Origin of the sequence: Haemophilus sp. UMB1048, assembly GCF_030218125.1 — a bacterium.
Taxonomy (GTDB): Bacteria; Pseudomonadota; Gammaproteobacteria; order Enterobacterales; family Pasteurellaceae; genus Haemophilus_D.
This window is the reverse complement of the sequence record NZ_JASOPB010000008.1, coordinates 108,058-132,962: the sequence shown is the minus strand read 5'-3', so window position 1 is coordinate 132,962 and position 24,905 is coordinate 108,058. Positions and strand designations below refer to the sequence as shown.

27 protein-coding genes are annotated in these 24,905 nt (G+C 38.3%); 14 read left to right on the top strand and 13 right to left on the bottom strand.

Features of this window, described 5'->3' with window-relative positions; all coding sequences use genetic code 11:
• The 4 genes from QP437_RS08700 to bioD form a co-directional block, all read left to right on the top strand.
• The coding region (locus QP437_RS08700) for a hypothetical protein (RefSeq protein ID WP_285267577.1) at window positions 1–652 on the top strand (652 nt) is incomplete at its 5' end.
• 20 nt (window positions 653–672) lie between these two features.
• Window positions 673–1,461, top strand: coding sequence for a hypothetical protein (locus tag QP437_RS08695; RefSeq protein ID WP_285267576.1), 789 nt, complete (start codon window positions 673–675; stop codon window positions 1,459–1,461).
• Window positions 1,462–1,528: 67 nt separating this feature from the next.
• Window positions 1,529–1,795, top strand: coding sequence for a YcgL domain-containing protein (locus QP437_RS08690; protein ID WP_285267575.1), 267 nt, complete (start codon window positions 1,529–1,531; stop codon window positions 1,793–1,795).
• A gap of 102 nt (window positions 1,796–1,897) precedes the next feature.
• Window positions 1,898–2,632, top strand: a complete 735-nt coding sequence (gene bioD, locus QP437_RS08685; RefSeq protein ID WP_285267574.1) for a dethiobiotin synthase — start codon at window positions 1,898–1,900, stop codon at window positions 2,630–2,632.
• Between the two features lie 62 nt (window positions 2,633–2,694).
• On the opposite strand, the gene can is transcribed toward bioD, so the two are convergent.
• Together can and asnS are read right to left on the bottom strand one after the other, a co-directional pair.
• Window positions 2,695–3,384, bottom strand: coding sequence for a carbonate dehydratase (gene can, locus QP437_RS08680; RefSeq protein ID WP_285267573.1), 690 nt, complete (start codon window positions 3,382–3,384; stop codon window positions 2,695–2,697).
• A gap of 128 nt (window positions 3,385–3,512) precedes the next feature.
• Window positions 3,513–4,916: an asparagine--tRNA ligase gene (gene asnS, locus QP437_RS08675; protein ID WP_285267572.1), complete on the bottom strand. Its 1,404-nt coding sequence runs from the start codon at window positions 4,914–4,916 to the stop codon at window positions 3,513–3,515.
• A gap of 140 nt (window positions 4,917–5,056) precedes the next feature.
• On the opposite strand from asnS, the gene sohB reads away from it, so the two are divergent.
• Both sohB and QP437_RS08665 read left to right on the top strand, forming a co-directional pair.
• Entirely contained in the window at window positions 5,057–6,112 is a 1,056-nt protein-coding gene (gene sohB, locus QP437_RS08670; protein WP_285267571.1) for a protease SohB, read from the top strand.
• 213 nt (window positions 6,113–6,325) lie between these two features.
• The gene (locus QP437_RS08665) at window positions 6,326–7,183 is read left to right on the top strand and encodes an OmpA family protein (protein ID WP_054420409.1); all 858 of its coding nucleotides are present in this window, start codon (window positions 6,326–6,328) and stop codon (window positions 7,181–7,183) included.
• Window positions 7,184–7,246: 63 nt separating this feature from the next.
• Here QP437_RS08665 and QP437_RS08660 read toward each other — a convergent pair whose 3' ends face one another.
• A complete protein-coding gene (locus tag QP437_RS08660; protein WP_285267570.1) occupies window positions 7,247–8,110 on the bottom strand; it encodes a fructosamine kinase family protein in 864 nt (287 codons plus the stop codon).
• 200 nt (window positions 8,111–8,310) lie between these two features.
• Between QP437_RS08660 and pheS the strand changes: the two genes are divergently transcribed.
• The 4 genes from pheS (at window position 8,311) to QP437_RS08640 (ending at window position 12,612) form a co-directional block, all read left to right on the top strand.
• The gene (pheS, locus tag QP437_RS08655) at window positions 8,311–9,300 is read left to right on the top strand and encodes a phenylalanine--tRNA ligase subunit alpha (protein WP_014065431.1); all 990 of its coding nucleotides are present in this window, start codon (window positions 8,311–8,313) and stop codon (window positions 9,298–9,300) included.
• A gap of 75 nt (window positions 9,301–9,375) precedes the next feature.
• Window positions 9,376–11,766: a phenylalanine--tRNA ligase subunit beta gene (pheT, locus tag QP437_RS08650; RefSeq protein ID WP_285267569.1), complete on the top strand. Its 2,391-nt coding sequence runs from the start codon at window positions 9,376–9,378 to the stop codon at window positions 11,764–11,766.
• Window positions 11,767–11,779: 13 nt separating this feature from the next.
• Window positions 11,780–12,079, top strand: a complete 300-nt coding sequence (locus QP437_RS08645) for an integration host factor subunit alpha (RefSeq protein WP_005697518.1) — start codon at window positions 11,780–11,782, stop codon at window positions 12,077–12,079.
• A 47-nt stretch (window positions 12,080–12,126) separates the two neighbouring features.
• On the top strand, window positions 12,127–12,612 hold the full coding sequence (locus QP437_RS08640; RefSeq protein WP_115179433.1) for a C40 family peptidase: 486 nt from the start codon (window positions 12,127–12,129) through the stop codon (window positions 12,610–12,612).
• A gap of 43 nt (window positions 12,613–12,655) precedes the next feature.
• Here QP437_RS08640 and metF read toward each other — a convergent pair whose 3' ends face one another.
• Complete coding sequence (gene metF / locus QP437_RS08635; protein ID WP_285267568.1) at window positions 12,656–13,546, bottom strand: methylenetetrahydrofolate reductase; 891 nt, start codon at window positions 13,544–13,546, stop codon at window positions 12,656–12,658.
• Between the two features lie 328 nt (window positions 13,547–13,874).
• Here metF and rplM point away from each other — a divergent pair, with 328 nt between their 5' ends.
• The 4 genes from rplM to QP437_RS08615 all read left to right on the top strand — a co-directional run bounded on the left by rplM (window position 13,875) and on the right by QP437_RS08615 (window position 16,027).
• Complete coding sequence (gene rplM, locus QP437_RS08630) at window positions 13,875–14,303, top strand: 50S ribosomal protein L13 (RefSeq protein WP_005628896.1); 429 nt, start codon at window positions 13,875–13,877, stop codon at window positions 14,301–14,303.
• A gap of 16 nt (window positions 14,304–14,319) precedes the next feature.
• Entirely contained in the window at window positions 14,320–14,712 is a 393-nt protein-coding gene (rpsI, locus tag QP437_RS08625; RefSeq protein WP_005696173.1) for a 30S ribosomal protein S9, read from the top strand.
• Window positions 14,713–14,942: 230 nt separating this feature from the next.
• On the top strand, window positions 14,943–15,581 hold the full coding sequence (gene sspA / locus QP437_RS08620; RefSeq protein ID WP_005696172.1) for a stringent starvation protein SspA: 639 nt from the start codon (window positions 14,943–14,945) through the stop codon (window positions 15,579–15,581).
• Window positions 15,581–16,027, top strand: a complete 447-nt coding sequence (locus tag QP437_RS08615) for a ClpXP protease specificity-enhancing factor (protein WP_285267567.1) — start codon at window positions 15,581–15,583, stop codon at window positions 16,025–16,027. Before sspA ends, QP437_RS08615 begins: the two co-directional genes overlap by 1 nt.
• 46 nt (window positions 16,028–16,073) lie before the next feature.
• Here QP437_RS08615 and QP437_RS08610 read toward each other — a convergent pair whose 3' ends face one another.
• Genes QP437_RS08610 through trpE form a run of 9 tightly spaced genes read right to left on the bottom strand, consistent with a single transcriptional unit; the run spans window position 16,074 to window position 24,846 of the window.
• A complete protein-coding gene (locus QP437_RS08610; RefSeq protein ID WP_285267566.1) occupies window positions 16,074–16,973 on the bottom strand; it encodes a hypothetical protein in 900 nt (299 codons plus the stop codon).
• Window positions 16,974–17,014: 41 nt separating this feature from the next.
• On the bottom strand, window positions 17,015–17,821 hold the full coding sequence (gene trpA / locus QP437_RS08605; protein ID WP_285267565.1) for a tryptophan synthase subunit alpha: 807 nt from the start codon (window positions 17,819–17,821) through the stop codon (window positions 17,015–17,017).
• Window positions 17,821–19,017, bottom strand: a complete 1,197-nt coding sequence (gene trpB, locus QP437_RS08600) for a tryptophan synthase subunit beta (protein ID WP_065285232.1) — start codon at window positions 19,015–19,017, stop codon at window positions 17,821–17,823. Before trpB ends, trpA begins: the two co-directional genes overlap by 1 nt.
• Before the next feature lie 12 nt (window positions 19,018–19,029).
• The gene (locus QP437_RS08595; RefSeq protein WP_285267564.1) at window positions 19,030–19,788 is read right to left on the bottom strand and encodes an SDR family oxidoreductase; all 759 of its coding nucleotides are present in this window, start codon (window positions 19,786–19,788) and stop codon (window positions 19,030–19,032) included.
• Window positions 19,789–19,811: 23 nt separating this feature from the next.
• Window positions 19,812–21,248: a bifunctional indole-3-glycerol-phosphate synthase TrpC/phosphoribosylanthranilate isomerase TrpF gene (gene trpCF, locus QP437_RS08590; RefSeq protein ID WP_285267563.1), complete on the bottom strand. Its 1,437-nt coding sequence runs from the start codon at window positions 21,246–21,248 to the stop codon at window positions 19,812–19,814.
• Window positions 21,249–21,289: 41 nt separating this feature from the next.
• The gene (trpD, locus tag QP437_RS08585) at window positions 21,290–22,291 is read right to left on the bottom strand and encodes an anthranilate phosphoribosyltransferase (RefSeq protein ID WP_285267562.1); all 1,002 of its coding nucleotides are present in this window, start codon (window positions 22,289–22,291) and stop codon (window positions 21,290–21,292) included.
• Window positions 22,292–22,302: 11 nt separating this feature from the next.
• Entirely contained in the window at window positions 22,303–22,689 is a 387-nt protein-coding gene (locus QP437_RS08580) for a tautomerase family protein (protein WP_285267561.1), read from the bottom strand.
• A 9-nt stretch (window positions 22,690–22,698) separates the two neighbouring features.
• Window positions 22,699–23,283 carry an aminodeoxychorismate/anthranilate synthase component II gene (locus tag QP437_RS08575; protein WP_005697516.1) on the bottom strand — a complete coding sequence of 195 codons (585 nt, stop codon included), beginning with the start codon at window positions 23,281–23,283 and terminating at the stop codon, window positions 22,699–22,701.
• Between the two features lie 12 nt (window positions 23,284–23,295).
• Window positions 23,296–24,846, bottom strand: coding sequence for an anthranilate synthase component I (gene trpE, locus QP437_RS08570; protein WP_285267560.1), 1,551 nt, complete (start codon window positions 24,844–24,846; stop codon window positions 23,296–23,298).
• Between the last annotated feature and the right edge of the window lie 59 nt (window positions 24,847–24,905).

Genomic DNA, 24,905 nt, shown 5'->3' with positions numbered 1-24,905 from the left:
TGAAGATAAAGCATCAGAAGCAAAATATGCGGTGGAAGATAAAGCATCAGAAGTGAAAAAAGCAGTTTCAGAAGCAAAAGATGAAGCTGAAGATAAAGCATCAGAAGCAAAAGATACGGTCTTAGGCAAAGTAGCTAAATTAAAAGATGCTGTTGTAGATAAAGTTGCTGAAGTAAAACATGCAGTTTTTGAAGCAAAAGATGAAGCAGCAGATAAAGCAGCTGAGTTAAAAGATGAAGCTGAAGATAAAGCATCAGAAGCAAAAGATGCGGTGGAAGATAAAGCATCAGAAGTGAAAAAAGCAGTTTCAGAAGCAAAAGATGAAGCTGCAGATAAAGCATCTGAGCTAAAAGATGAAGCTGAAGATAAAGCTGTAAAAGCAAAAGAAGCTGTCGAAGATAAAGTTGCTGAAGTAAAAGATTCGCTTTCAGAGGCAAAAGATGTAATGTCTTCTAAAGTTGAAGCTGCAAAAGATGCAACAGTAAGCGCGGCAGTACAAGTTAAAGATGCTGTGGTTGCAGCAGCTAACTATGTTAAACATGTTGCGGAAAATAAAATGACTGAAGCAAAAGATGCAGTGTGCTCTAAAGCAGAGGAAGTAAAAAATGTAGATTCTGAAACAAAAGATCAATCTGCAGCCGTAAAAAAGTAACCATAAATTGGAGAATAATAATGAAAAAATCAGTATTAGCAGTAGCATTAGTATTAGGTGTAGGTTTAGTCGTAACATGTTGTTTCGATAAAGAGGAAGCACCGCAAAAAGTTGAAGCGACAAAAGATGCAATATCAGGTGTGGTAACACAAGTTAAAGATGCAGCAAAAGATGCTGCAGCTGATGTTAAAAATGCTACAACTGACGCAAAAGATACTACATCAAAGAAAATGGCCGAAGCTAAAGATGCAGTAGTAGATAAAGCTGTTGAAGTAAAAGATGCGGTCGCTGATAAAGCTGTTGAAGTAAAAGATGCGGTCGCTGATAAAGCTGTTGAGGTAAAAGATGCGGTCGCTGATAAAGCTGTTGAAGTAAAAGATGCGGTCGCTAATAAAGCTGTTGAAGTAAAAGATGCGGTCGCTGATAAAGCTGTTAAAGTGAAAGACGCAGTAGCTGATAAAGCAGCTGAAGTAAAAGATGCGATGTCTTCTAAAATGGAAGCAGCAAAAGATTCAGCTTCTGAAATGAAAGATGCGGCAGCAGATAAAATGGCTGAAGCAAAAGACGCAATGTCTTCTAAAATGGAAGCAGCAAAAAACTCAGCTTCTGAAACAAAAGATGCTGTAGTAGATAAAGCAGCTGAAATGAAAGATGCAGCAGCCGATAAAATGGCTGAATTAAAAGATGCAGTTGAAGATAAAGTATCAGAAGCAAAACGTGCGGTTTCTGAAGCGAAACGTGCATTGTCTGAAGCAGAAGATGCAGTTGAAAAGATGGCTGCTGAATTAAAAGAAGCGGCAGCTAAATAATTAAATTTTTGTAAAATGAAAACCTATCAGAGATGATCTGGTAGGTTTTTTCTTTTGGAGTAATAAGATGTTATGTGCGATTTATAAAAGTTTACGTAAGCCAGGCTGCTACCTCTATATTTCGAAACGGGATGATTTTTCAGCTGTACCAGAGGTATTAATGCAAAGTTTTGGCAAGCCTCAGTTTCTTATGCCATTTAATTTGAAGGGAAGCAAACCGCTTGTTCATGCAGATAAAAACGAGATAATGGAAAAAATTACTCAGCAAGGATTTTATCTCCAAATGCCAAAACAAGATGATGGCTTGTTTAATAGTTTGAGTGAGATCAAATAAGCCTTTTATTTTTTCCTAAAAATATCCAAATCTTGCTTTATCTCAATATTTTCCTCAAAAAACTCCTTTAGAATTGACCGCACTTTTAAAAGGAGAATAAAAATGAGTAGTTTCTTTGTGGCAGGTACAGATACTGACGTGGGTAAGACCACCGCCTGCCGTGCCATTATTCAGGCATTACAAGCAAAGGGCGTGCGAATTGTGGGTTATAAGCCGATTGCTTGTAGCTGTGAAGAGGGTATTTATCCTGTCGAAAATCAGTCTAATGAATCCCAAACAGATTATGATGCTGAAAATAATTCAGACGTGTTAGCTTTAATGGATGCAACGAATGAGCCAGTATCTTATCAAGAAGTAAATAGCTATACTTTTGCTCATTCCTTGCCGATGCTGACTCGCGATAAATCACGCATTAAATTAAGCAAGATTGATCAGACTTTAACGATATTAGTGAAAAAATATCAATCTGTTGTCGTGGAAGGCTCATTTGGCTTACTCACCCCCATGGCGGAAGGTAAAAGCTTTGCTGATTGGGTTGTTGAGCATAAAATGCCTATTGTATTGGTTGTTGGCATTAAGGAAGGCTGTATCAACCATGCACTACTTACCGCTCAAGTAATTAAACAACTTGGTGTACCTTTGTTAGGTTGGATTGCGAATCGAATTAATCCTTGCTTGGGCCACTACAAAGAAGTTATAGAGATTTTAGAAGCTCAGATTGATGCACCATTATTAGGGAAAATTCCTTATATCCATAAACCAGAATCCCAAGAGTTAGGACATTATTTAACGAATATTGATCGCTTAATGTATATGCAGACAGAATTAGTTAAATAGCAACTTTAAATAAAAAGTAAAAGTGCGGTTAAAACTTATTAGATTTTAACCGCACTTTTTTATTATTCATCTTCAGAGAGTTCTTTTTTCAGAATATCCTCTTCCGCTAGACTAGATAAACGAGCAATGGCATTGCGATAAGAGATTTCAAGGGTTTCTCGGCTTGTTGCAATTACACCTTGATCAACTAAGAATCCATCATTTACATCATATACCCAGCCATGCAGGGAGAGTTTTTGTCCACGTTCCCAAGCGCTTTTTACGATAGATGTGCGTCCTAGGTTATAAACTTGCTCTGCCACATTTAATTTAGTGAGCATATCTGAACGTTTTTCTGCTGAAAGATTGCCTAATAGATGCCCGTGTTTAAACCAAATATCACGAATATGGAGCAACCAGTTATTGATTAACCCTAGATCGTGATCTTGCATCGCTGCTTTAATACCACCACAATTTGTATGACCGCAAATAATAATATGTTCAATTTTGAGTACATCAACGGCATATTGTACAACTGAAAGGCAGTTAAAATCCGTATGAATAACTTGGTTAGCAACATTACGATGAACAAATAATTCGCCAGGTTCAAGATTTGTGAGTTTTTCAGCAGGAACACGGCTATCAGAGCAGCCAATCCAAAGATAATGAGGTGTTTGGTGATCGGCAAGTTCTTTAAAATAAGTGGAATTTTCTTCTTTCATTCTTTGCGCCCAGCTATAGTTGTTTGCAAAGAGTTGTTTAATTTTGTCCATTTCTACTTTCCTTAATATGATGTATTTGAAAGATTGATTCAAACACAATAAATAAAATAGGGGATAAATTTATCGCCTAAAATGATGACCGCACTTTAAAGAAAGTGCGGTCAATTTAAACAATATTTTTAGAAATTTGCATTTCTTGGTGCGCGAGGGAATGGAATCACATCGCGAATATTTTGTACGCCAGTTACATAAACGATTAAGCGTTCAAAACCAAGACCGAAACCTGAATGTGGCACAGTACCATATTTACGAAGATCGCGATACCACCAGTAATCTTCAGGATTTAGGCCCATTTCTTCCATGCGTTTATCTAATACGTCTAAACGTTCTTCACGTTGTGAACCACCGATGATTTCACCAATTCCAGGTGCGAGAACATCCATTGCTGCTACAGTTTTGCCATCGTCATTTAAACGCATATAGAAGGCTTTGATATCTTTCGGATAGTTTTTCACGACAACAGGTGATTTGAAATATTCTTCTGCTAAGAAACGTTCATGTTCAGAAGATAAATCGATCCCCCAAGAAACAGGGAATTCGAATTTCTTACCTGATTTTAATAACACGTCGATCGCATCGGTATAGTCGATTTGAGCAAAATCAGAGTTTACAAAGTTTTCTAAACGAGTAATCACATCTTTATCTACATGTTTTTCAAAGAATTTCAAGTCATCTTTGCGCTCAGCAAGTACTGCACGGAACACGTATTTCAACATGTCTTCTGCTAATTTAGCATTGTCAGCAAGTGTTGCAAAAGCGACTTCAGGTTCAACCATCCAGAATTCTGCAAGGTGACGAGTTGTATTTGAATTTTCAGCACGGAATGTTGGACCGAAAGTATAGATTTTGCTTAATGCACACGCGTAAGTCTCACCATTTAACTGGCCTGAAACGGTTAAAAATGATTCTTTGCCGAAGAAGTCTTGATTGAAATCGACTTTACCATCTTCACCACGAGGAAGATTTTCTAAATCAAGCGTTGAGACACGGAACATTTCACCCGCACCTTCAGTATCTGATGCAGTAATTAATGGGGTAGCGACCCAATAGAAACCTTGTTCATGGAAGAAGCGATGAATAGCTTGAGCTAAGCAGTGACGAACGCGTGCGACTGCACCGATAATATTGGTACGAGGACGTAAGTGTGCCACTTCACGTAAGTATTCAATTGAGTGACGTTTTGCCGCCATTGGATAAGTATCAGGATCTTCTACAAACCCTGTCACTTCTACTTTTTCAGCTTGAAGTTCAACAGCTTGACCTTCAGCAGGTGACTCAACAATAGTACCGGTTACGATAACAGAGCAACCCGTTGTTAAGCGTAAGACTTCGCTCTCATAATTTTCAATATCGTTATTAACAATCGCTTGAATAGGGTCAAAGCAAGAGCCGTCATAAACAGCAAGGAAAGAAAGACCTGCTTTAGAGTCACGACGGGTACGGACCCATCCGCGTACGGTAACTTTTTCGCCTATAGCGATTTTACCTTGTAACACATCAACAATAGATGCAACTTTAGACATATAAACCTCTGTAATTCATTATAAATTAGGCAATAAAACTGTGTTAGTTTACCTTAAATCGCAAAATTTTCCATAAAAAGTTAGTGTAAATCGGGCTTGCACAGTAAAATAATTCCTTCACTTTATTTAGGAGAAAAACTATGTGGTCTGATATTTTGACCGGCTATGGCATTTTTATTTTAGAGATTTTAACGATTTTACTTGTAATCGCAGCTATCGTGGCAATGATTATTTCTGCAAAGCAACGTAATGCGGCACATCATGGTGAATTAGTTGTGACAGATCTTTCTGAAGAATTTAAGGAAACAGTTAAGCATTTACGCGATTTCCAACTTTCAGAAGAAGAGCTTAAACAAGCGGAAAAAACAGAGAAGAAAGTCAAAAAACAAGAAGCAAAGGCTTTAAAAGCAAAATTAAAAAACGGTGAGAAAGCAGCACCTAAACCTTGTGTTTACGTGCTCGATTTTAAGGGTGATATTTCTGCATCAGAAACAACCGCACTTCGTGAGGAAATTTCGGCGATTATTAATGTGGCAAAAGCCGATGATGAAGTCTTATTACGTTTAGAAAGCCCTGGTGGTGTTGTTCATGGTTATGGCTTAGCTGCTTCACAGTTAGCTCGCTTAAAACAAAAAGGGATTAAATTAACGGTTGCAGTAGATAAGGTCGCTGCAAGTGGTGGATACATGATGGCTTGTGTGGCAGATAAAATTGTTTCTGCGCCCTTTGCGATCATTGGTTCTATTGGTGTGGTTGCACAAATCCCCAATATTCATCGTTTATTAAAAAAACATGATGTTGATGTTGATGTGATGACAGCCGGGGAGTTTAAACGTACAGTCACAGTGTTAGGTGAGAATACCGAAAAAGGAAAACAGAAATTCCAAGCTGAACTTGAAGAAACCCATCAATTATTTAAACAATTTGTGGCCCAAAATCGACCACACTTAGATGTGGATAAAGTCGCAACTGGTGAGCATTGGTTTGGTCAGCAAGCTCTAGAGCTTCAGCTAGTCGATGAGTTAGCAACCAGTGATGATATTATTCTTGAAAAAATGAAGGATAAGTCAGTACTCTCAGTGAAATACAAAGTGAAAAAGCCACTTTTACAAAAAATAGGTAAACAGGCAGAAGAAAGTATTGAGGGTATTATCCATCGAAATTTAACAAAAAATGGGCAAGATTTTATTCAATAAGAAAAATTTTTACTTATTTGACAACTCTTTACACAACTTTACAAAAAAGTTCCATAAAAAATCATTTTTTAATGTTTTTTTATTTACAAGTTAAAGAATTATGACTACCATACGCAATGAAACTTTTTATAGTTTTATTTGTAAAATTTATAAAGTTTAGTTGTGTAGGTTCTTCTTGCAAGGATTGCACCTTAACAGTAAAAAGGTAAAGAAATGAAATTATCTCGTATTTTATTATCTGCAGTTGCAGTAGCAACAGTTGCTGCTTGTGGTAACTTAAGCAAAGTTACAGAAGCTGGTACACCAGAATATAAAGAAGTTGATGGTCAACAAGTACCACAACTTGTATGGCCTAAAATTGATAAAGCAGGCTTCAACCATGATGGTAGCCAATTCGGCTCATGGCCAAACTGGGACAACGTTCGTATGATCGAACGTGGTATGAACAAAGACCAATTATATAACCTAATCGGTCGTCCACACTTCTCTGAAGGTTTATACGGTGTTGAAGAGTGGGATTATGCGTTCAACTATCGTGAGAACGGTGTTCACAAAATTTGTCAATACAAAATATTATTTGACAAAAACCACAATGCTCAAAGCTTCTTCTGGTATCCAAACGGTTGTAACGGAAACTCAGCATTTACTTTAAGTGGTGACTTCTTGTTCGACTTCGATAAAGATACTTTAACTCCACGTGGTAAAGAAGTTGTTGATAACGTTGCAGCACAATTAAAAGAAACTGGTGCTAAAGAAGTTAAAGTTGCAGGTTACACTGACCGTTTAGGTTCTGATGCTTACAACTTAGATCTTTCTCAACGTCGTGCAAACCGTGTTAAAGCTCGTTTAGTTGAAGATGGTGTAACATCTGAAATTACAGCTGTTGGTTACGGTAAAGTGCCACAAGTTAAAGCTTGTAATGGTTACAAACACGCAAGTAAAGCTGAGAAAGACTGTTTACGTCCAAACCGTCGTGTAGAAATCACTGCTTCTGGTTCTGTATTAAAATTACAAGAAGGTGGTCAAACTAACGGTGGAACTCAAGGTCCAGCACCTCTTTATCAAAAATAATTAGATAGAGAAGACAAAAGAGCGTAATAAAAATTACGCTCTTTTTTATTTTATGTTAATAAATTATTCAAGTAAAAGTTCTTCAATCAATTTAGTGGTTAAGTTGATATAACTTCCATTAAAACGATGGCTGAAATTGAGTAAATAATAGAGCTGATAAAGGTGTTTTCTTTCTTCAAAACCATCTTTATCAAGCGGGAAAGTGCGGTCATAAATTTCATAGAATTCAGGCGAGAAAGGTTGGAATAGTTCACTGAATGCTAAATCACATTCTCTATCCCCCCAGTAGCAAGCAGGGTCATAAGTAAAGGTTTGGTTACCTACAACAGCCGTATTTTCAATCCATAAGTTACCATGTAACAAAGAGGGTTTAGGATTATGTTTTGCAAGCTTTTGTTTTACTTTCTCAGTTATTAAATCAAGATCGCCAAAATCTAAACCTTTGTCTTTGCAAAGCTGTAATTGCCATCCAATGCGTTGTTCTGCAAAGAATTTCGCCCAGCTCCCATTCCATTTATTAGGTTGATACTCAGGACCAAGCCAAGTATCAAAATCTAAACCATAGTTTTTAGTACCGGATACTTGATGAAGTTTTGCTAATTCTTCGCCAAAATGTGCTGTGGCATCAGTTTGTTGAGTAATAGTAAGCGCTTCTAACAATAAGAAACTATGATTTTGAGAACAGCCTACGCCATACACTTGTGGAAGTCTGATTGTATTGGTTTTGTCTAGTAGGTTTAATTGATCAGCCTCAGCACGAAACATTGAACGATAAGACCGTTCATTCACTTTAACAAAGACAGGTTGGATTCCATCCGTAATAAGCCAAGTTTCATTCACTTCGCCCCCCGGTACTTTGTTTTTTTCTTTGATGTTATAGTAAGCACCAAATTGATCAGCTAAGACTTGAGAAATTGATTTCCACATAATACGCCTCCTAGACATGCTCGATTTTCCTTCATTCTATCCAAAATGTTAAAAATTACTGTGATATATCTCAAAAAATAGCAAAAATCTTTGTCATTTTTCATCTGAAACATCAATTCACTAATAAACGCGTGATTTTTTAATGAGTTAGTATTATCATTAAGTGTATTTTTAGTTAGAAAAGATAATCAGGGGAAACTATGCAACATCTGAAAGATCTTGTTGAGAAAGCAAAATCAGCGATTGAACAAATCGAAAATAAAAGTTTAGCCACATTAGATGAAATTCGTGTGGAATATTTTGGTAAAAAAGGGCATTTCACCCAACTTATGCAGGAATTGCGTAATGTTGCTGCAGAAGAGCGTCCAGCAATGGGAGCTAAAATCAATGAGGCAAAACAAGCGGCATTAGATTTTTTAAATGCTAAAAAAGCAGAATGGGAGCAAGCTGAACTCAATGCGAAATTAGAAAAAGAACGTATTGATGTGAGTCTTCCTGGTCGTAAAACAGAAACGGGTGGTTTACACCCAGTGACTATTACCATTAATCGCGTAACAAAATTCTTTTCAGAGTTAGGTTTTTCTGTGGAAACCGGTCCCGAAATTGAAAGTGATTATTATAATTTCGATGCATTGAATATCCCTAAACATCACCCAGCACGTGCTGATCATGATACTTTTTGGTTTAATCCTGAATTATTACTCCGTACACAAACCTCAGGTGTGCAAATTCGTACCATGGAAAAAATGCAACCGCCTATTCGTATTATGGCACCTGGTCGTGTATATCGTAACGACTACGATCAAACACACACACCAATGTTCCATCAAATTGAATTGCTTTATGTAGATAAAAAAGCAAACTTCACTGAGTTAAAAGGCTTATTACACGATTTCTTACGTGCATTTTTTGAAGAAGATTTACAAGTTCGTTTCCGTCCATCCTATTTCCCATTTACTGAGCCTTCTGCTGAAGTCGATGTAATGGGCAAAAATGGTAAATGGTTAGAAGTTTTAGGTTGTGGTATGGTGCATCCTAATGTGTTACGTAACGTAGGTATTGATCCAAATGAATATTCTGGCTTCGCAGTAGGCATGGGGGTTGAGCGTTTAACTATGTTACGCTACAACGTCACAGATTTGCGTTCATTCTTTGAAAACGACTTACGTTTTTTAAAACAATTTAAGTAATTAACCGTTTGGTTAAATTGACGATAATGATTAATTTAGAACGTAACACGTTCATCAATAAAGGATACAGAGATAATGAAATTTAGTGAAAATTGGGTGAGAGAATGGGTTAATCCATCAATTTCAACAGAGCAGTTATGTGATCAAATCACGATGCTTGGTTTAGAAGTTGATGGTGTTGAAAAAGTAGCTGGCGACTTTACAGGTGTTGTTGTGGGTGAAGTTGTTGAATGTGCGCAACACCCTGATGCAGACAAATTACGTGTCACTAAAGTAAATGTTGGTGGCGACCGTTTATTAGATATCGTTTGTGGTGCACCAAATTGCCGTCAAGGTTTAAAAGTAGCATGTGCAACTGAAGGCGCTGTATTACCTGGTGATTTTAAAATTAAGAAGACTAAATTACGTGGTCAACCTTCAGAAGGGATGCTTTGCTCATTTTCTGAATTAGGTATTGATGTGGATGCTGATGGTATTATTGAATTGCCGTTAGATGCGCCAGTAGGCACAAATCTACGTGAATATTTAGATTTAGATGATAAAGCCATTGAAATTAGTTTAACGCCAAACCGTGCAGATTGCTTAAGTATTGCAGGTGTTGCACGTGAAGTTGGCGTGGTTAATAAACAAGTTGTTAATCAACCGCACTTTGATGCTGTGCCTGCAACGATTTCAGATAAAATTCAAATTGAATTAAACGCGCCAGAAGCATGTCCGCGTTATTTATTGCGCGTGGTGAAAAATGTGAATGTTAAAGCGCAATCACCAATTTGGTTACAAGAAAAATTACGTCGTTGTGGTATTCGTTCTATCGATCCTATTGTGGATATTACCAACTATGTTTTACTTGAATTAGGTCAACCAATGCATGCTTTTGATGCATCAAAAGTGGCTCAACCTGTTCAAGTACGTTTAGCCAATAACGGCGAAGAACTTGTTTTATTAGATGGCACAACCGCAAAATTACAACCGAATACTTTAGTGATTGCAGATCAAAGTGGTCCATTAGCAATGGCGGGTATCTTTGGTGGTCAAGCTAGTGGTGTTGATGCTGAAACAACAAAAGATGTGATTTTAGAGGCTGCATTCTTTGCACCATTAGCGATTGCGGGACGTGCAAGACAATACGGTTTACACACCGATTCTTCACATCGCTTTGAACGTGGTGTTGATTTTACGCTACAACGTCACGCAATGGAACGTGCAACAGCATTGTTACTAGACATTTGCGGTGGTGAAGCAGGCGAAATTTGTGAAGTCGTGAGCGAGCAATATTTACCAAAAGTCAATGAAGTCACTTTACGTCGTGAAAAATTAGATAGCTTATTAGGTCATCATATCGAAACTGAAACCGTGACCGAGATTTTTGAGCGTTTAGGTTTTGCTGTGAAATATGCTAATGATGTTTGGACCGTGACTTCTGCAAGCTGGCGTTTTGATATTGAAATCGAAGAAGATTTAATTGAAGAAGTAGCGCGTATTTATGGTTATAACAGCATTCCAAATAATGCGCCATTAGCACATCTTCGTATGCGTGAGCATAAAGAAGCTGATTTAGAATTAAGCCGAATTAAGACCGCACTTGTGGATGCAGATTATCAAGAAGCGATTACTTATAGCTTCGTTGATCCAAAAGTACAGACTTTACTTCATCCAGAAATTGAAGCGCTTGTATTGCCAAACCCAATTTCAGTTGAAATGTCAGCAATGCGTGTTTCATTATTAAGTGGATTACTCGGTGCAGTACTATACAACCAAAACCGTCAACAAAACCGTGTACGTTTATTTGAAACGGGATTACGTTTTATTCCTGATGCTAATGCAGAATTTGGCATTCGCCAAGAGTTTGTTCTTGCTGGTGTAATTACAGGTACCGCTAAATCTGAATCTTGGACAGGTAAGGCCGAAAATGTTGATTTCTTTGATCTTAAAGGTGATTTAGAAAGCATTCTTTCTCTCACTGAAGTGGGGAGTCGTGTTAAGTTTGTGGCAAAAGCACACAGTGCATTGCACCCAGGACAATCTGCTTCAATTGAATTAGATGGAAAAGAAATTGGTTTTATTGGAACTATTCATCCACTTATCGCTCAAAAATTAGGATTAAATGGCAAAGCGGTTGTTTTTGAAATTTTATGGGATGCCATTGCAAATCGTCGTGTGGTTCAAGCTAAAGAGATTTCAAAATTCCCAGCAAACCGTCGTGACTTAGCTTTAGTCGTTGCTGATAATGTGCCAGCAGGCGATATTATCGAAGCATGTAAGCAAGCTGGCGGAGAAAAATTAACACAAGTCAATTTATTCGACGTATATCAAGGCATTGGCGTTGCTAGCGGACATAAAAGCTTAGCAATCAGTTTAACCATTCAAGATAATGAAAAAACGCTTGAAGATGATGAGATTAATGCGGTAATCTCTGCTGTATTAAACGAAGTTAAACAACGCTTTAATGCGGAGCTTAGAGACTAAACAGGAGACTAACATGGCAACGATTACAAAAATTGATATTACTGAATACTTATTAGATAAGTATCAATTACAAAAAGCTGAAGCTAAAGCATTAGTGGAAGACTTTTTTGAGGAAATTCGTTTATCGTTAGAATCTGGTGGTGAAGTAAAATTATCAGGTTTTGGTAATTTTGAACTTCGTAATAAAGCTTCCCGTCCGGGGCGTAATCCAAAAACAGGTGAAAGCATTCCTGTTTCTGCTCGCCGAGTAGTGGCATTCAAGCCAGGGCAAAAATTACGTGCTCGTGTGGAAAACACCAAGCCAAAACAATAGTAAGAAAAGTGCGGTCGTTTTTGACCGCACTTTTGTCAGGATTGAACATGAATAAGATTAAATGTGCTTTTTTAGTCGCAGGAAGTTTTTTACTTTTTGCTTGTTCAAGTGGTGTTCGTGAAGATTATGCAATGAACTATAAAGGTCAGATTGGTGATCCTATTATGGCCATTGCCATGTTAAGTGAACAACAATATGAATGGGCCGGTACACCCTATGTCTTAGGTGGACAGTCTCGTGGCGGTATTGATTGTTCTGGTTTTGTGCAAAAGACCTTTATTGATCGTTTTAATATCAATCTTCCTCGAACTACGAAAGATCAAGCGGGTTACGGAAAACTTGTTCGTAAAGAAGATATCCAAACAGGCGATTTAATTTTCTTTAAAACGGGACGCGGACCAAATGGTTATCATGTTGGGATTTATGTGAAAGAAGATAAATTTTTACACGCTTCAACCAAAGGTGGTGTGATTTATTCTTCGATGAATAGCCCTTATTGGAAAAAAGCTTTTTGGCAAGTTAGACGAGTATAGTGGAAATAAAAAAAGTGCGGTTAATTTTAACCGCACTTTTCTTTTATGGATTTGCTGTAGGGCGAATGCCTAATGTATGACAAATCGCATACGTGAGTTCGCTACGATTTAACGTGTAGAAGTGGAAGTCATTCACACCTTCACGAGAAAGGATTTTTACCATATCCATTGCCACACTCGCCGCGACGAGATTGCGAGTAGTAGGATCATCATCTAATCCTTCATATGCTTTAGCCAACCATGCTGGAATTTTTACATTCGTAAATGATGCCATTTTTTGCAGTTGTTTGAAATTAGTAACAGGCAGAATACCTGGAACAATTTCAGCCTCAATACCAATGGATGCACAGCGATCACGGAAGCGAAGATAACTGTCAATATCAAAGAAGAATTGAGTAATGACATGATTCGCACCTGCATCAATTTTACGTTTCAAATTGATTAAATCTGCTTGTGCTGATTTTGCTTCAGGGTGAACTTCAGGGTATGCCGCAACTGAAATATCAAAATCAGCCACGGAGCGGAGTAGTTCAACTAAGTCAGCCGCATAGAATGGTTTCTTCGCATAACCTTTTGGTTCATCACCACGTAATGCGACGATGTGACGAATTCCGCTATCCCAATAATCTTTTGCAATTTCTTTTAATTCTTCAGGTGTCGCATCAATACCTGTTAAATGTGGTGCAGCTTCTATGCCTGTTTCTGCTTTAATGGCTTTCACGATGCTATGCGTACGATCACGTTCACCAGAATTTGCGCCGTAAGTCACGGAAACAAATTTAGGGTTTAACACTTTTAAGCGATGAATAGAATCCCAGAGCATGTTTTCCATTTTTTCATTTTTAGGCGGAAAGAACTCAAAGGAGACATTAATTTTTTTGTTAATGTCGGCAAGATGTTGATTTAATGTGTTAATTTCGTTTGCGTAGCTCATAGCATACCTTTTTACGTTTTCATTAGAATGCACTTATCATAAGACAAGAACTAACATGCGTCAATTTCAATGATTTCATCAAAATAATGAATGAAATTAATGATTGTTTATTGTGCGTTGTATTTTAAAAGAAAATCAATTTATTTGCACAAAAAGTTAGCATTTTTTCTAAAAATAGGTATAATACGCCGACCCTGTAAATGCACGGATTCCCACCGTGCATTATTTTATCGAGATCACACTCGAAGGGGTGGAGATTAAGATTAATGGTTGTGTTTCAAACAATATGGAACACTGGGTATCAAACTTATATTTTGGTAATTAATTAATGAAAACTTTTGTAGCAAAACCGGAAACAGTAAAACGTGACTGGTATGTGGTAGATGCGACAGGTAAAACTTTAGGTCGTTTAGCTACTGAATTAGCACGCCGTCTTCGTGGTAAACACAAGGCTGAGTACACTCCACACGTAGATACTGGTGATTACATCATCGTTATCAACGCAGATAAAGTGGCAGTAACTGGTCGTAAAGAAACAGATAAACTTTACTACTGGCACACTGGCTATGTAGGTGGTATCAAACAAGCGACTTTCAAAGAAATGATCGCTCGCCGTCCTGAAGCGGTGATTGAAATTGCGGTTAAAGGTATGTTGCCAAAAGGTCCATTAGGCCGTGCAATGTTCCGTAAATTAAAAGTGTATGCAGGTGCAGAACACCAACACGCAGCACAACAACCACAAGTATTAGACATTTAATCACGAGGTTTAGGAAATGGCAGAGAATCAAAACTACGGCACTGGTCGCCGCAAAAGCTCTTCAGCTCGTGTATTTATCAAACCGGGCAGTGGTAAAATCACTATCAACCAACGTGAATTAGACGTATATTTCGGTCGCGAAACAGCTCGTATGATCGTACGTCAACCGTTAGAATTAGTGGAATTAACTGATAAATTAGACCTATACATCACTGTTAAAGGTGGTGGTATTTCTGGTCAAGCGGGTGCAATCCGTCACGGTATCACTCGTGCATTAATGGAATATGATGAGACTTTACGTCCTGCTCTTCGTGCAGCTGGCTTCGTTACTCGTGACGCACGTCGCGTTGAACGTAAAAAAGTTGGTTTACACAAAGCACGTCGTCGTCCACAATACTCCAAACGTTAATTTTTTATTATCGTTTCAAGAAAGCAGAGAGCAATCTCTGCTTTTTTTATGTCTGTAAAAAATAAATTAATTAAAAATTACCGTTCTTTGATTTTTCATTGCTTGTTTATAATTAATTGATTTTAAAGCGAAAATAAGAAATTGTTAGCAATTTACCTGTCGGTTATGTTAAAATAACCGCCCATTTTTAGTAGAAGTATATAAGTTAGTTTGGATCTTCGGAGGAATAAATGTCCAATGCATCAAGTAAACGTTCAGTAATGACTCTTTTTTCAAATAAAAATGACATTTACTGCCATCAGGTAAAAATTGTTTTAGCTGAAAAAGGTGTTGCTTACGAAAACGAAGAAGTTGATCTGCAAGCATTATCAGAAGATTTAATGGAATTAAATCCTTACGGCACATTACCAACCTTGGTGGATCGTGATTTAGTGTTATTCAGCTCACGCATTATTATGGAATATCTTGATGAGCGTTTTCCACATCCTCCACTTATGCCAGTTTATCCGGTTTCTCGTGCGAAAAGCCGTCTTTTAATGTTACGTATCGAACAAGATTGGTACCCAACATTAGAAATTGCTGAAAAAGGCACGGAAGTTGAACGTGAAGAAGCATTAAAACAGCTAAAAGAAGAATTGTTAGCAGTATCGGTTATCTTCCAACAAACCCCTTATTTTATGAGTGAAGAGTTTGGCTTAGTCGATTGCTACGTAGCACCATTATTATGGAAATTACGCAATATGGGTGTTGAATTCAGCGGTACAGGAAGCAAAGCAATCAAAGGCTATATGGATCGTGTATTTAGCCGTGATTCATTTTTACAATCTGTAGGTGAAGCTGCACCTAAAAATTTAATGGATGATAAATAATGAGCCACACACCTTCCCCAAAACGTCCTTATTTACTAAGAGCTTATTATGATTGGCTAGTGGATAACGATTTCACTCCATATTTGGTGGTGGATGCTAATTATTATGGTACCAATGTGCCTGCGGAATACGTGAAAGATGGGCAAATCGTCTTAAATCTTTCTGCGGGAGCAACTGGGAATTTGCAATTAACGAATGATTTTATTCAGTTTAATGCACGTTTCCAAGGCGTGGCTCGTGAGTTATACATTCCGATGGGCGCAGCTTTAGCCATTTATGCTCGTGAAAATGGTGATGGCGTGATGTTTGAGCCAGAGGACATTTACGATGAGCTAAATCGTGAGCCAACATCAGAACAGCCATTAAGCTTTGCAGAAGCGGTAGATAAGCCAAAGACTGAAAAGAAACCACAGAAATCAGCATCTCATTTACGAATTGTGGATTAATAAAAGAAAAACAAAAGTGCGGTTAAAATTAACCGCACTTTTTTGTTTATTGAATTTTGTTAATTGGCACAATCTTTTTGAATGAAATCAATGCGGATAAAACAATGGCAATGATTAAGGCTATGTAGTTTTGTATTGCAAACAATCTGAAGTTTTCAATATTACTATCATTAAATAAATAATAAGCAACCAAACTGTAATATAACACACCAATCAGAACGCTAAAGGCAAAATGGCGAAAAGTCTTGTGGAATCGTGCAAACATGACGGTAAGACCCGTGAATAACATCGGCAATGCAGCAATAAACATCATTAAAAGCATTAATGCTACGATGCTAGCTAGATCTGTCACTTGCGTTAATAATATGGATGTGATTCCAAAAATAATAGTGCCAAGCAAAGTAAATACAATGGGAATTAACCAACGGTAAGAGGCAAAGCCTTTTTTTTCTATGACTTGGTTAGTTAGATTTACTCCCGTTGAAACAGCCTTAGGCAGTAGTTTATGCATGATTTGGGATTCTAAGAGAATTCCCGCTTTATTTGGAAAAGCAATTAGACCAAAAATTGCAGTTAATACACCGTGGAAAAGGCAGAACTCAAGGCTAATATCACTTAGTGAGCCATAAAAATAAATTCCGGAAGTGAGTGTTCCGATGAAGGTTGCACTAAGAATGCCTTTAATGCTTCTCTTAAATTGACATAATCCGAGAATAAATCCGGTGGATATTCCCCAAATTAGCACAAAGTAAATTGAAAAAAATATGACTGCAGAAAAAAAATTAGCATAGCCAAATAAAACCGCATTACTCAAGACACCTGACCCTGTAGGGAGGGTCAAGTTTGAGAATAAGAATTGAGATACCAATTTGGCACAAAGTGCGGTAAAAACTAGGAAGTAAAGAAAAATACGCCAGAAAGCGAACTGTTTTCTTAGAAAAGACATTTTTGGGGTTCCTTAATCTGTAATATAAAAATTTCTATTAATTATTTTGTTGCCGTTTTCATATTGCGAACAAATTCGGCAAGTTCAGATAAGCATTGAGCCTGATTATTTAAGTTTCGCTCAATGATTTTTACCGTTGCAGAACCTGAAATTGCGCCTGTTGCACCCAGTTGAAGGGCTTCTTTCACTTGAGCTGGTTGAGCAATACCAAAACCTTGTAGAATTGGTGGAGCCTTATGGGCTTTAAGTTGTTCTACAAGTGTATCTAAGTTTGCGGCATGAGCTTGATTCTCTGCACTTGTTACACCCGAACGAGAAACTAAATAGGTATAGCCTTCGCTGTTTTCAGCAACGCCTTGTACTGTTTTGGCATCAGCATTTGGTGGGCAAATAAAGACAGGTTGAATGCCATACTTTTTAGCAGCTTGAATATAGTCTTCTTTTGCCAATAGTGGAATATCTGCCACTAAAACCGCATCTACGCCGACTTCTGCACAACGTTGATAGAAATTATCTAATCCTTTCGCAAAAATTAAATTCGCACAAAGGAGTAAGCTAATCGGAATTTCTGGATATTCTGACCGCACTTTAGCAAGTAATTTAAAGCTGTCTTCAGTGCTATGACCCGCATTGAGCGCACGGTTATTAGCTGCCTGGATAACAGGGCCGTCTAATAATGGATCAGAAAATGGGAAACCTAGTTCTAAGGCATCTGCGCCATTTTCAACCAACGTACAAATAATTTCAAAAGAGCGATCAAATGTTGGATCGCATAATGTAACGAAAGGTACAAAAGCCCCTTCTTTTTTCGCTGCAAGTTCTGCAAATTTAGTTTCAAAACGGCTCATTATTGCATTCCTTTTTCTTTTAAAACTTTATCAACGGTGAAAATATCTTTATCACCACGACCAGAGAGATTCACTACTAAGATCTGTTCTTTATTCGGTTCTTGATGAATCATTTTTAGCGCATGTGCTAATGCATGAGAACTTTCCAATGCTGGAATAATCCCTTCATGTTTCGCTAATTCTTGGAAAGCGTTTAACGCTTCATCATCTGTAATACTTGGGTATTCAGCACGACCAATGCTTTGTAAGTAAGCATGTTGAGGCCCTACAGAAGGGAAGTCTAATCCTGCAGAAATAGAGTAGGATTCTTCCACTTGACCATCTTCAGTTTGCATTAAAGGTGATTTCATACCGAAATAAATCCCCACTTTTGCATGGCCTAATGGTGCACCATGTTCACCACTTTCGATGCCATGACCTGCAGGTTCCACACCAATTAAGCGTACACCTTTTTCATCAATAAAATCAGTAAACATACCAATCGCATTCGAGCCACCACCGACTGCCGCAATGACAGCATCCGGTAAACGGCCTTCTTTTTCTAAGATTTGACGTTTAGTTTCTTCACCAATCATTTTTTGGAATTCACGTACAATGGTTGGGAATGGATGAGGGCCTGCCGCTGTACCCAATAAATAATGGGTGTTTTCATAGTTGGCTGACCAATCACGCATTGCTTCACAGCATGCATCTTTCAATGAGCAAGAACCTTTTTGTACAGGAATCACCTCTGCACCCATTAAACGCATGCGGAATACGTTAGGGGATTGACGTTCCACATCTTTCGCCCCCATATAAACACGGCAAGGCATATCTAACATTGCACAAGCAAGGGCTGTTGCTACGCCATGTTGGCCTGCACCAGTTTCTGCGATAATACGTGTTTTACCCATGCGTTTTGCTAATAAAATTTGACCTAATACTTGGTTGGTTTTATGGGCACCGCCGTGAAGTAAATCTTCACGTTTTAAATAAATTTTTGCTTTTGTCCCTTTGGTTAAATTACGGCAAAGGGTAAGTGCGGTTGGTCTGCCCGCATAATTTTTAAGTAAATCTTGAAATTCACGTTGGAATTCAGGATCGTCTTTTGCTTCAACAAAGGCTTTTTCTAGCTGTTGTAGTACCGGTACGAGAATTTCCGGTACATACATTCCGCCAAATTCACCGAAATAAGGATTTAAAAGGGTTTCTGACATAATATTTCCTTGTTATTTTTGAATTCTTGCGACATTAAGTGGTGCAAAGGTTTGAGCAGTTGGCATCACTTCAATGCGATTAATATTAACATGTTCAGGTTGTTGATTGAGCCATAACACAATATTAGCAATATCTTGTGGACTGACATATTCTACATTTTCATAGAGTTTTTTTGCTCGGGCATCATCACCTTTAAAGCGGATATTAGAAAATTCAGTTCCACCACAAAGACCAGGCTCTACATTGGTCACGCGAATTTGTGTACCAGCAAGATCGGCTCGAAGATTTAAACTAAATTGTTTTATAAAAGCTTTAGTGCCACCGTATACATTGCCACCTGGATAAGGATAAGTACCTGCAATTGAGCCTAAATTAATAATGTGACCTGAATTGCGTTCAACCATTTGCGGTAACACAAGACGAGTGATGGTGACGAGTCCTTTAATATTGGTATCAATCATTTGCATCCAATCGTCTAAACTCGCTTTATCTGCACTTTCTAAACCTAATCCTAAACCTGCATTATTCACCAATAAATCAATGGATTGCCAATTAGCGGGAAGGGAATGGAAAGCCTCTTCTGTTGCTTGGCGATCTGAAATATCAAAGGCAAGAAAGTGGAAGTTTTCACCTAATTCTTGTTGTAATTGTTCTAAACGAGCTACACGGCGCCCGGTGCCAATTACACGATAGCCATTTTCAATGAGTGTGCGACAAATTGCCGCACCAAATCCGGCAGTTGCGCCGGTTACTAACGCTGTTCTTTGCATAATCCTTCCCCTTAGCAATCAGATTAATTTGATAAAATCGTTTTAAAAACTGACCGCACTTTTTCGCTGTCTTTTACGCCTGCGGTAGTTTCTACACCAGAATTGAGATCAACACCTAGGCAACCTTGCTTAATGGCTTGTTCAATATTGTCAGGTGAAATGCCACCAGCCAAAATAATTTTGTGTTTCAAGTTTTCAGGAATGAGTGACCAATTAAAGGTTTTTCCTGTGCCACCTTGTTGATTAGCGGATTGGCTATCGAAAATATAGCGAGCAATATTTAAATCATCAGTAAAATCAACCGCACTTTGTGCTTCAGTATTCACCGAAATGGCTTTCCAAATTTGTATTTCTTCAGGCAGTTGGTGACGAAGTGCGGTAATATATTCAGCGGTTTCTGAACCGTGTAGCTGAACAGCATAAAGCTGTAATTGTTTAGCGATTTTTACAATAAAATCAATTTCTTGATTCTGGAACACGCCCACAAAACGAAGTGGTGATGCTGTCACTAATTCTTGAGCTTGACGTAGGCTCACACAGCGTTTTGAATGTTCGACGAAAATTAAGCCGCCGTATAATGCCCCGTTTGCGTAAACCTCTTTGACATCTTGCGTGCGAGTTAAACCGCATACTTTATTTTCGCCAAAAATCACTTCACGCACAGCATTATTTAAATCTGCGCTGCCCATTAGGCTGCTGCCGATTAAAAAGCCATGTGCCACTTTTTGCAAATCACGAATTTGGCTGTGATTATAAATACCCGATTCGCTGATAATACGTGCATCAGCGGGGATACGATCGGCATATTTTTGTGTGAGTTCTACCACGCGGTTTAAATCAACGGTGAGATCGTGAAGATTACGATTGTTAACACCGATGATTTTTGCACCTAAAGCAAGGGCACGCTCAAATTCTTCTTCATTGCTGGTTTCCGTCAACACGCCCATGCCGAGAGAATGCGCAAGATCAGCTAATACACGATAGGTTTCATCATTCACCACTGAAAGCATCAATAAAATAGCATCAGCTTGATAGTAGCGCGCAAGATAAACCTGATATTCGCTGATCATAAAATCTTTGCACAATACAGGTTGTGAGACAACGTCACGTACTTGCGGCAAATATTCAAATTTACCTTGGAAGTATTTCTCATCCGTTAGCACAGAAACGGCTGACGCATAATGTTTATATACATTGGCGATTTCATCTAAATTAAATTCATTACGAATTAATCCTTTAGAAGGGGACGCTTTCTTACATTCCAAAATATAAGCAGGCTTTTGATGTGTGCCTTTAGCCAACGCATCATAAAAAGAGCGGTCAGATTTTTGAATGTTTTCTTTAAATTGTGAAAGCGGAAATTCAGCTTCCTTTGCCTTAACCCATTGTGCTTTGTCTAAGACGATTTTTTGCAGCACCGTCGCAGAGTCAATGGGTTTAGTGAAATCTTGCGTGATCATAATCTTTCTTCTTATTGTGGCTTATCAAATCAGCCTTTATCTTAATATTTTGTTAAATGTTGTAATGTATTAAACGCTTTGCCTGATGCAAGATGAGCCAACACATTTTGAACATTTTGTTTTAAGTCATCATGACCAAATAATTTCAGTAATAATGCCACATTTGCGGCTACCGCATTAGCATGTTCCGCTTTCCCTTTACCTTGTAAAAGTGCGGTCAGATATTGGGCATTTTCTTGTGGTTCGCCACCACGTAAACTTTCTAAAGATTGTGTTTTTAAACCAAAATCTTCTGGCGTTAAGGTGAAGTAGTCAATTTTGCCGTTTTTAATTTCTGCCACTTGCGTTTCACCATGTACGGCGACTTCATCTAGACCCGCACCATGAACCACAAAAGTATGTTGATGACCTAATGCAACAGCAGTTTCTGCATAGGTTTTCACTAATTCAGGGGCATATACGCCAAGCAAATGATAAGTTGGGCGAGCTGGATTAATTAATGGACCCAAAATATTAAAAAGCGTACGCGTTTTTAATGCTGCGCGAACTGGGGCAACATGTTTAAACCCACTGTGATATTGTTGAGCAAATAAGAAACATACCCCAATATCATCAAGCGCTTGACGAGCTTGCTCTGGCGTGACATTCACATTTACACCGAGAGCGGTTAATACATCACTGGCACCCGATTTACTCGATACGCTGCGGTTACCATGTTTTGCTACTTTGGCACCCATCGAGGCCGCAACAATAGCACTCGCAGTAGAAATATTAATCGTGTTTTGACCATCACCGCCAGTCCCCACAATATCCGCAAAAGGGTAGTCAGGACGAGGGAATGATTTGGCATTTTGTAAAGATGCAGATACCGCACCACTTAATTCATCGATAGTGGCGCCACGTACTTTTAACGCAATCAGCATGGCAGCGATTTGTTCGTTATTCAGTTCGCCTTGCATAATGGCATTAAAAATGACCGCACTTTCTTCTTTATTAAGTGTTTTTCCGCTGTAAAGTTGTTCTAATAATTGAGCCGTTTGCATAATCTCGTCCCTTATACGTAAATATCGTAATCTAAATCGCGCGCTTCATCGCCAGTCATACCACGGAAACCCCAACAATGCGCCGGTTGTTCTTTAATCGTAATTTCAACGTTGTGAGATTTAATACCAATTTTGTATTCCAGTTCGCTGAAGAGCATTTTGATTAAACGTTTTTTCGTACCTTCCATACGACCTTGCATGAGGTTAATTTCAATAACGGTGTAATCATTGTTACGATCGATAGGATAAAGAAAATCTTCTTTATCTAAACATAAAAAACGAATCGCATGCTTTCCGCGAGGAATATCTAAACCAAGGTTTAAACAGTTATAAATTACTTCAGCAATATCTTGACGACGAGGTGCAAGCACTTCTTTTAATCCATATACGGTAATCATTTTTCTTCCTTAATCTCTGTTTAATAACCATTCCACAGATTGTTGTAATAATTTCGAACCTTGCACAGTAAGGATACTTTCTGGATGGAATTGGAAAGCACAAATTGGCAAGGTCTTATGGCGAATTGCCATTACAATACCATTGTAATCGGCATTCACAATAAATTCGTCAGGCAGGTTTTTACCCATTAAAGAGTGATAACGCGCCACAGGCATTGGGTTGGCAATATCTTTAAACATGGCTTGGTTATCATGTTGAATGCGCGATACTTTACCATGTAATACTTCGCCTGCATGTACAACCTCTCCACCAAAGGCTTGAATAAGCGCTTGATGGCCTAAGCAAATACCAATAATTGGTACATCATTTTTTAAACGTTCAATAAGTGGGAGTAAGATGCCTGCTTCTGCCGGAGTACCTGGTCCTGGAGAGAGTGCAAGAATCGTATCCGGTGTATTTAATGCTTCTTGTACCACTTGTTCTAAATTAGTGTCATTACGATAAATTTTTACGTTATGCCCAAGCACACGGAATTGATCCACTAAGTTATAAGTGAATGAATCAAAATTATCTAAAAAGAGAATATTAGCCATAATTTATCGTCCTTATTTTGCTTGGGTATTGATTTGTTTGATTGCTTTAAGCACTGCAGCTGCTTTATGGCGAGTTTCATCCGCTTCCATTTGTGGATCAGAATCCAATACTTCGCCACAACCCGCTTGAATATGGGCAATGCCATTTTGTACAAAAGCAGAACGAATCACGATACAGGTATCAAAATGACCATCAGAGGTGAGATAACCGACCGCACCACCGTAGCTGTGACGTTTTTGCTGTTCAAATTGATAGATTAACTGCATCGCTTTAATTTTAGGCGCCCCAGTTAACGTCCCCATATTCATACAAGCTTGATAAGCGTGTAAGGCATCAAGTTCAGGACGAAGTTTACCCACTACGCGAGAAACCAAATGCATGATGTGCGAATAGCGATCCACTTGCATTAATTCTGCCACTTTACGTGTACCGCTTTGGCAAACGCGAGCAATATCATTACGGGCTAAATCCACTAACATTAAATGTTCAGCTTGCTCTTTATGATCAAGACGTAATTCTAATTCCAAACGCGCATCCAATTCAGGGTCAATATTGCCATGGGCATCAAAACCACGCGGGCGAGAACCTGCAATTGGGTAAATTTCTAATTGACGATTATCTGGTGCATATTTCAACGCACTTTCTGGTGATGCACCGAATAAAATGAAATCCTCATCGTTCATGTAGAACATATAAGGGCTTGGATTGTTATGTTTTAATTGTGCATAGCTCGCAAGGGTATTCGGGCAAGCTAATGAAAAACGGCGAGATGGCACAATTTGGAACACATCACCAATATTAATATGATGTTTTAATGCTTTTACAATGCCGATAAATTCAGGATCTTCAAAGTTAGTGCTGACCTCATCACTTGCTGCTTTAATGGAAAATACGCCATCAATATTTTTTAATTTTTGTGCAATAGAAAGTGCCGTTTTCGCGACTTCCACTTGTTCTTCTTGGCTAAAACAAAAGCTTTTTAATGTGGCTTGTTGGCTTTGGTGATCGATGGTGATTAAATTTTCTGCGAGATAAAAACTGTAATCCGGGCAGTTAATGCCATCATCTTTTAATTCAACACCTTGCATTGGAATAAAATTCGCCACCAAATCATAAGCAAATAAACCACCTAAAAAGACGGGTGTGCTGCTATGTTGATAATGGTTAGAAATTACACGAAGTCCATCAAAAATGGTTGCAGCTTGTAATTTGCTGTCTTCATCTAATTGATTGTCGAGCGGTGCAAATTGTACAGAAAATTCATTCTCAAAATTGACCGCACTTACGGTACCGAGTTGGCTTAATACAGGATGAATTTCGTTTAACACTTGTTTGCCGTTCGCATTCAGTGCTCTAAAGGTTACCTGATTGCCTAAACAAGTAATTTTAACGGCAGCATTAATTAGAATAAGGCTCTGTAAGCTATTTTTACTGCCAATTTCGGCAGAGTCGAGGAGAAGAGAATTTGAGTTCTGTTGACATAGTGTATTAAAAATTGCGGTGGTGTCGGCATGATAGGGAACCGGTTGAGAGGTTACCGCAATAAAAGGGGTATTTTTCATAATCAATCCTGTATTCTGAACTTTTGCACTATTAAACTAGTACATAATGTATAAGTCAA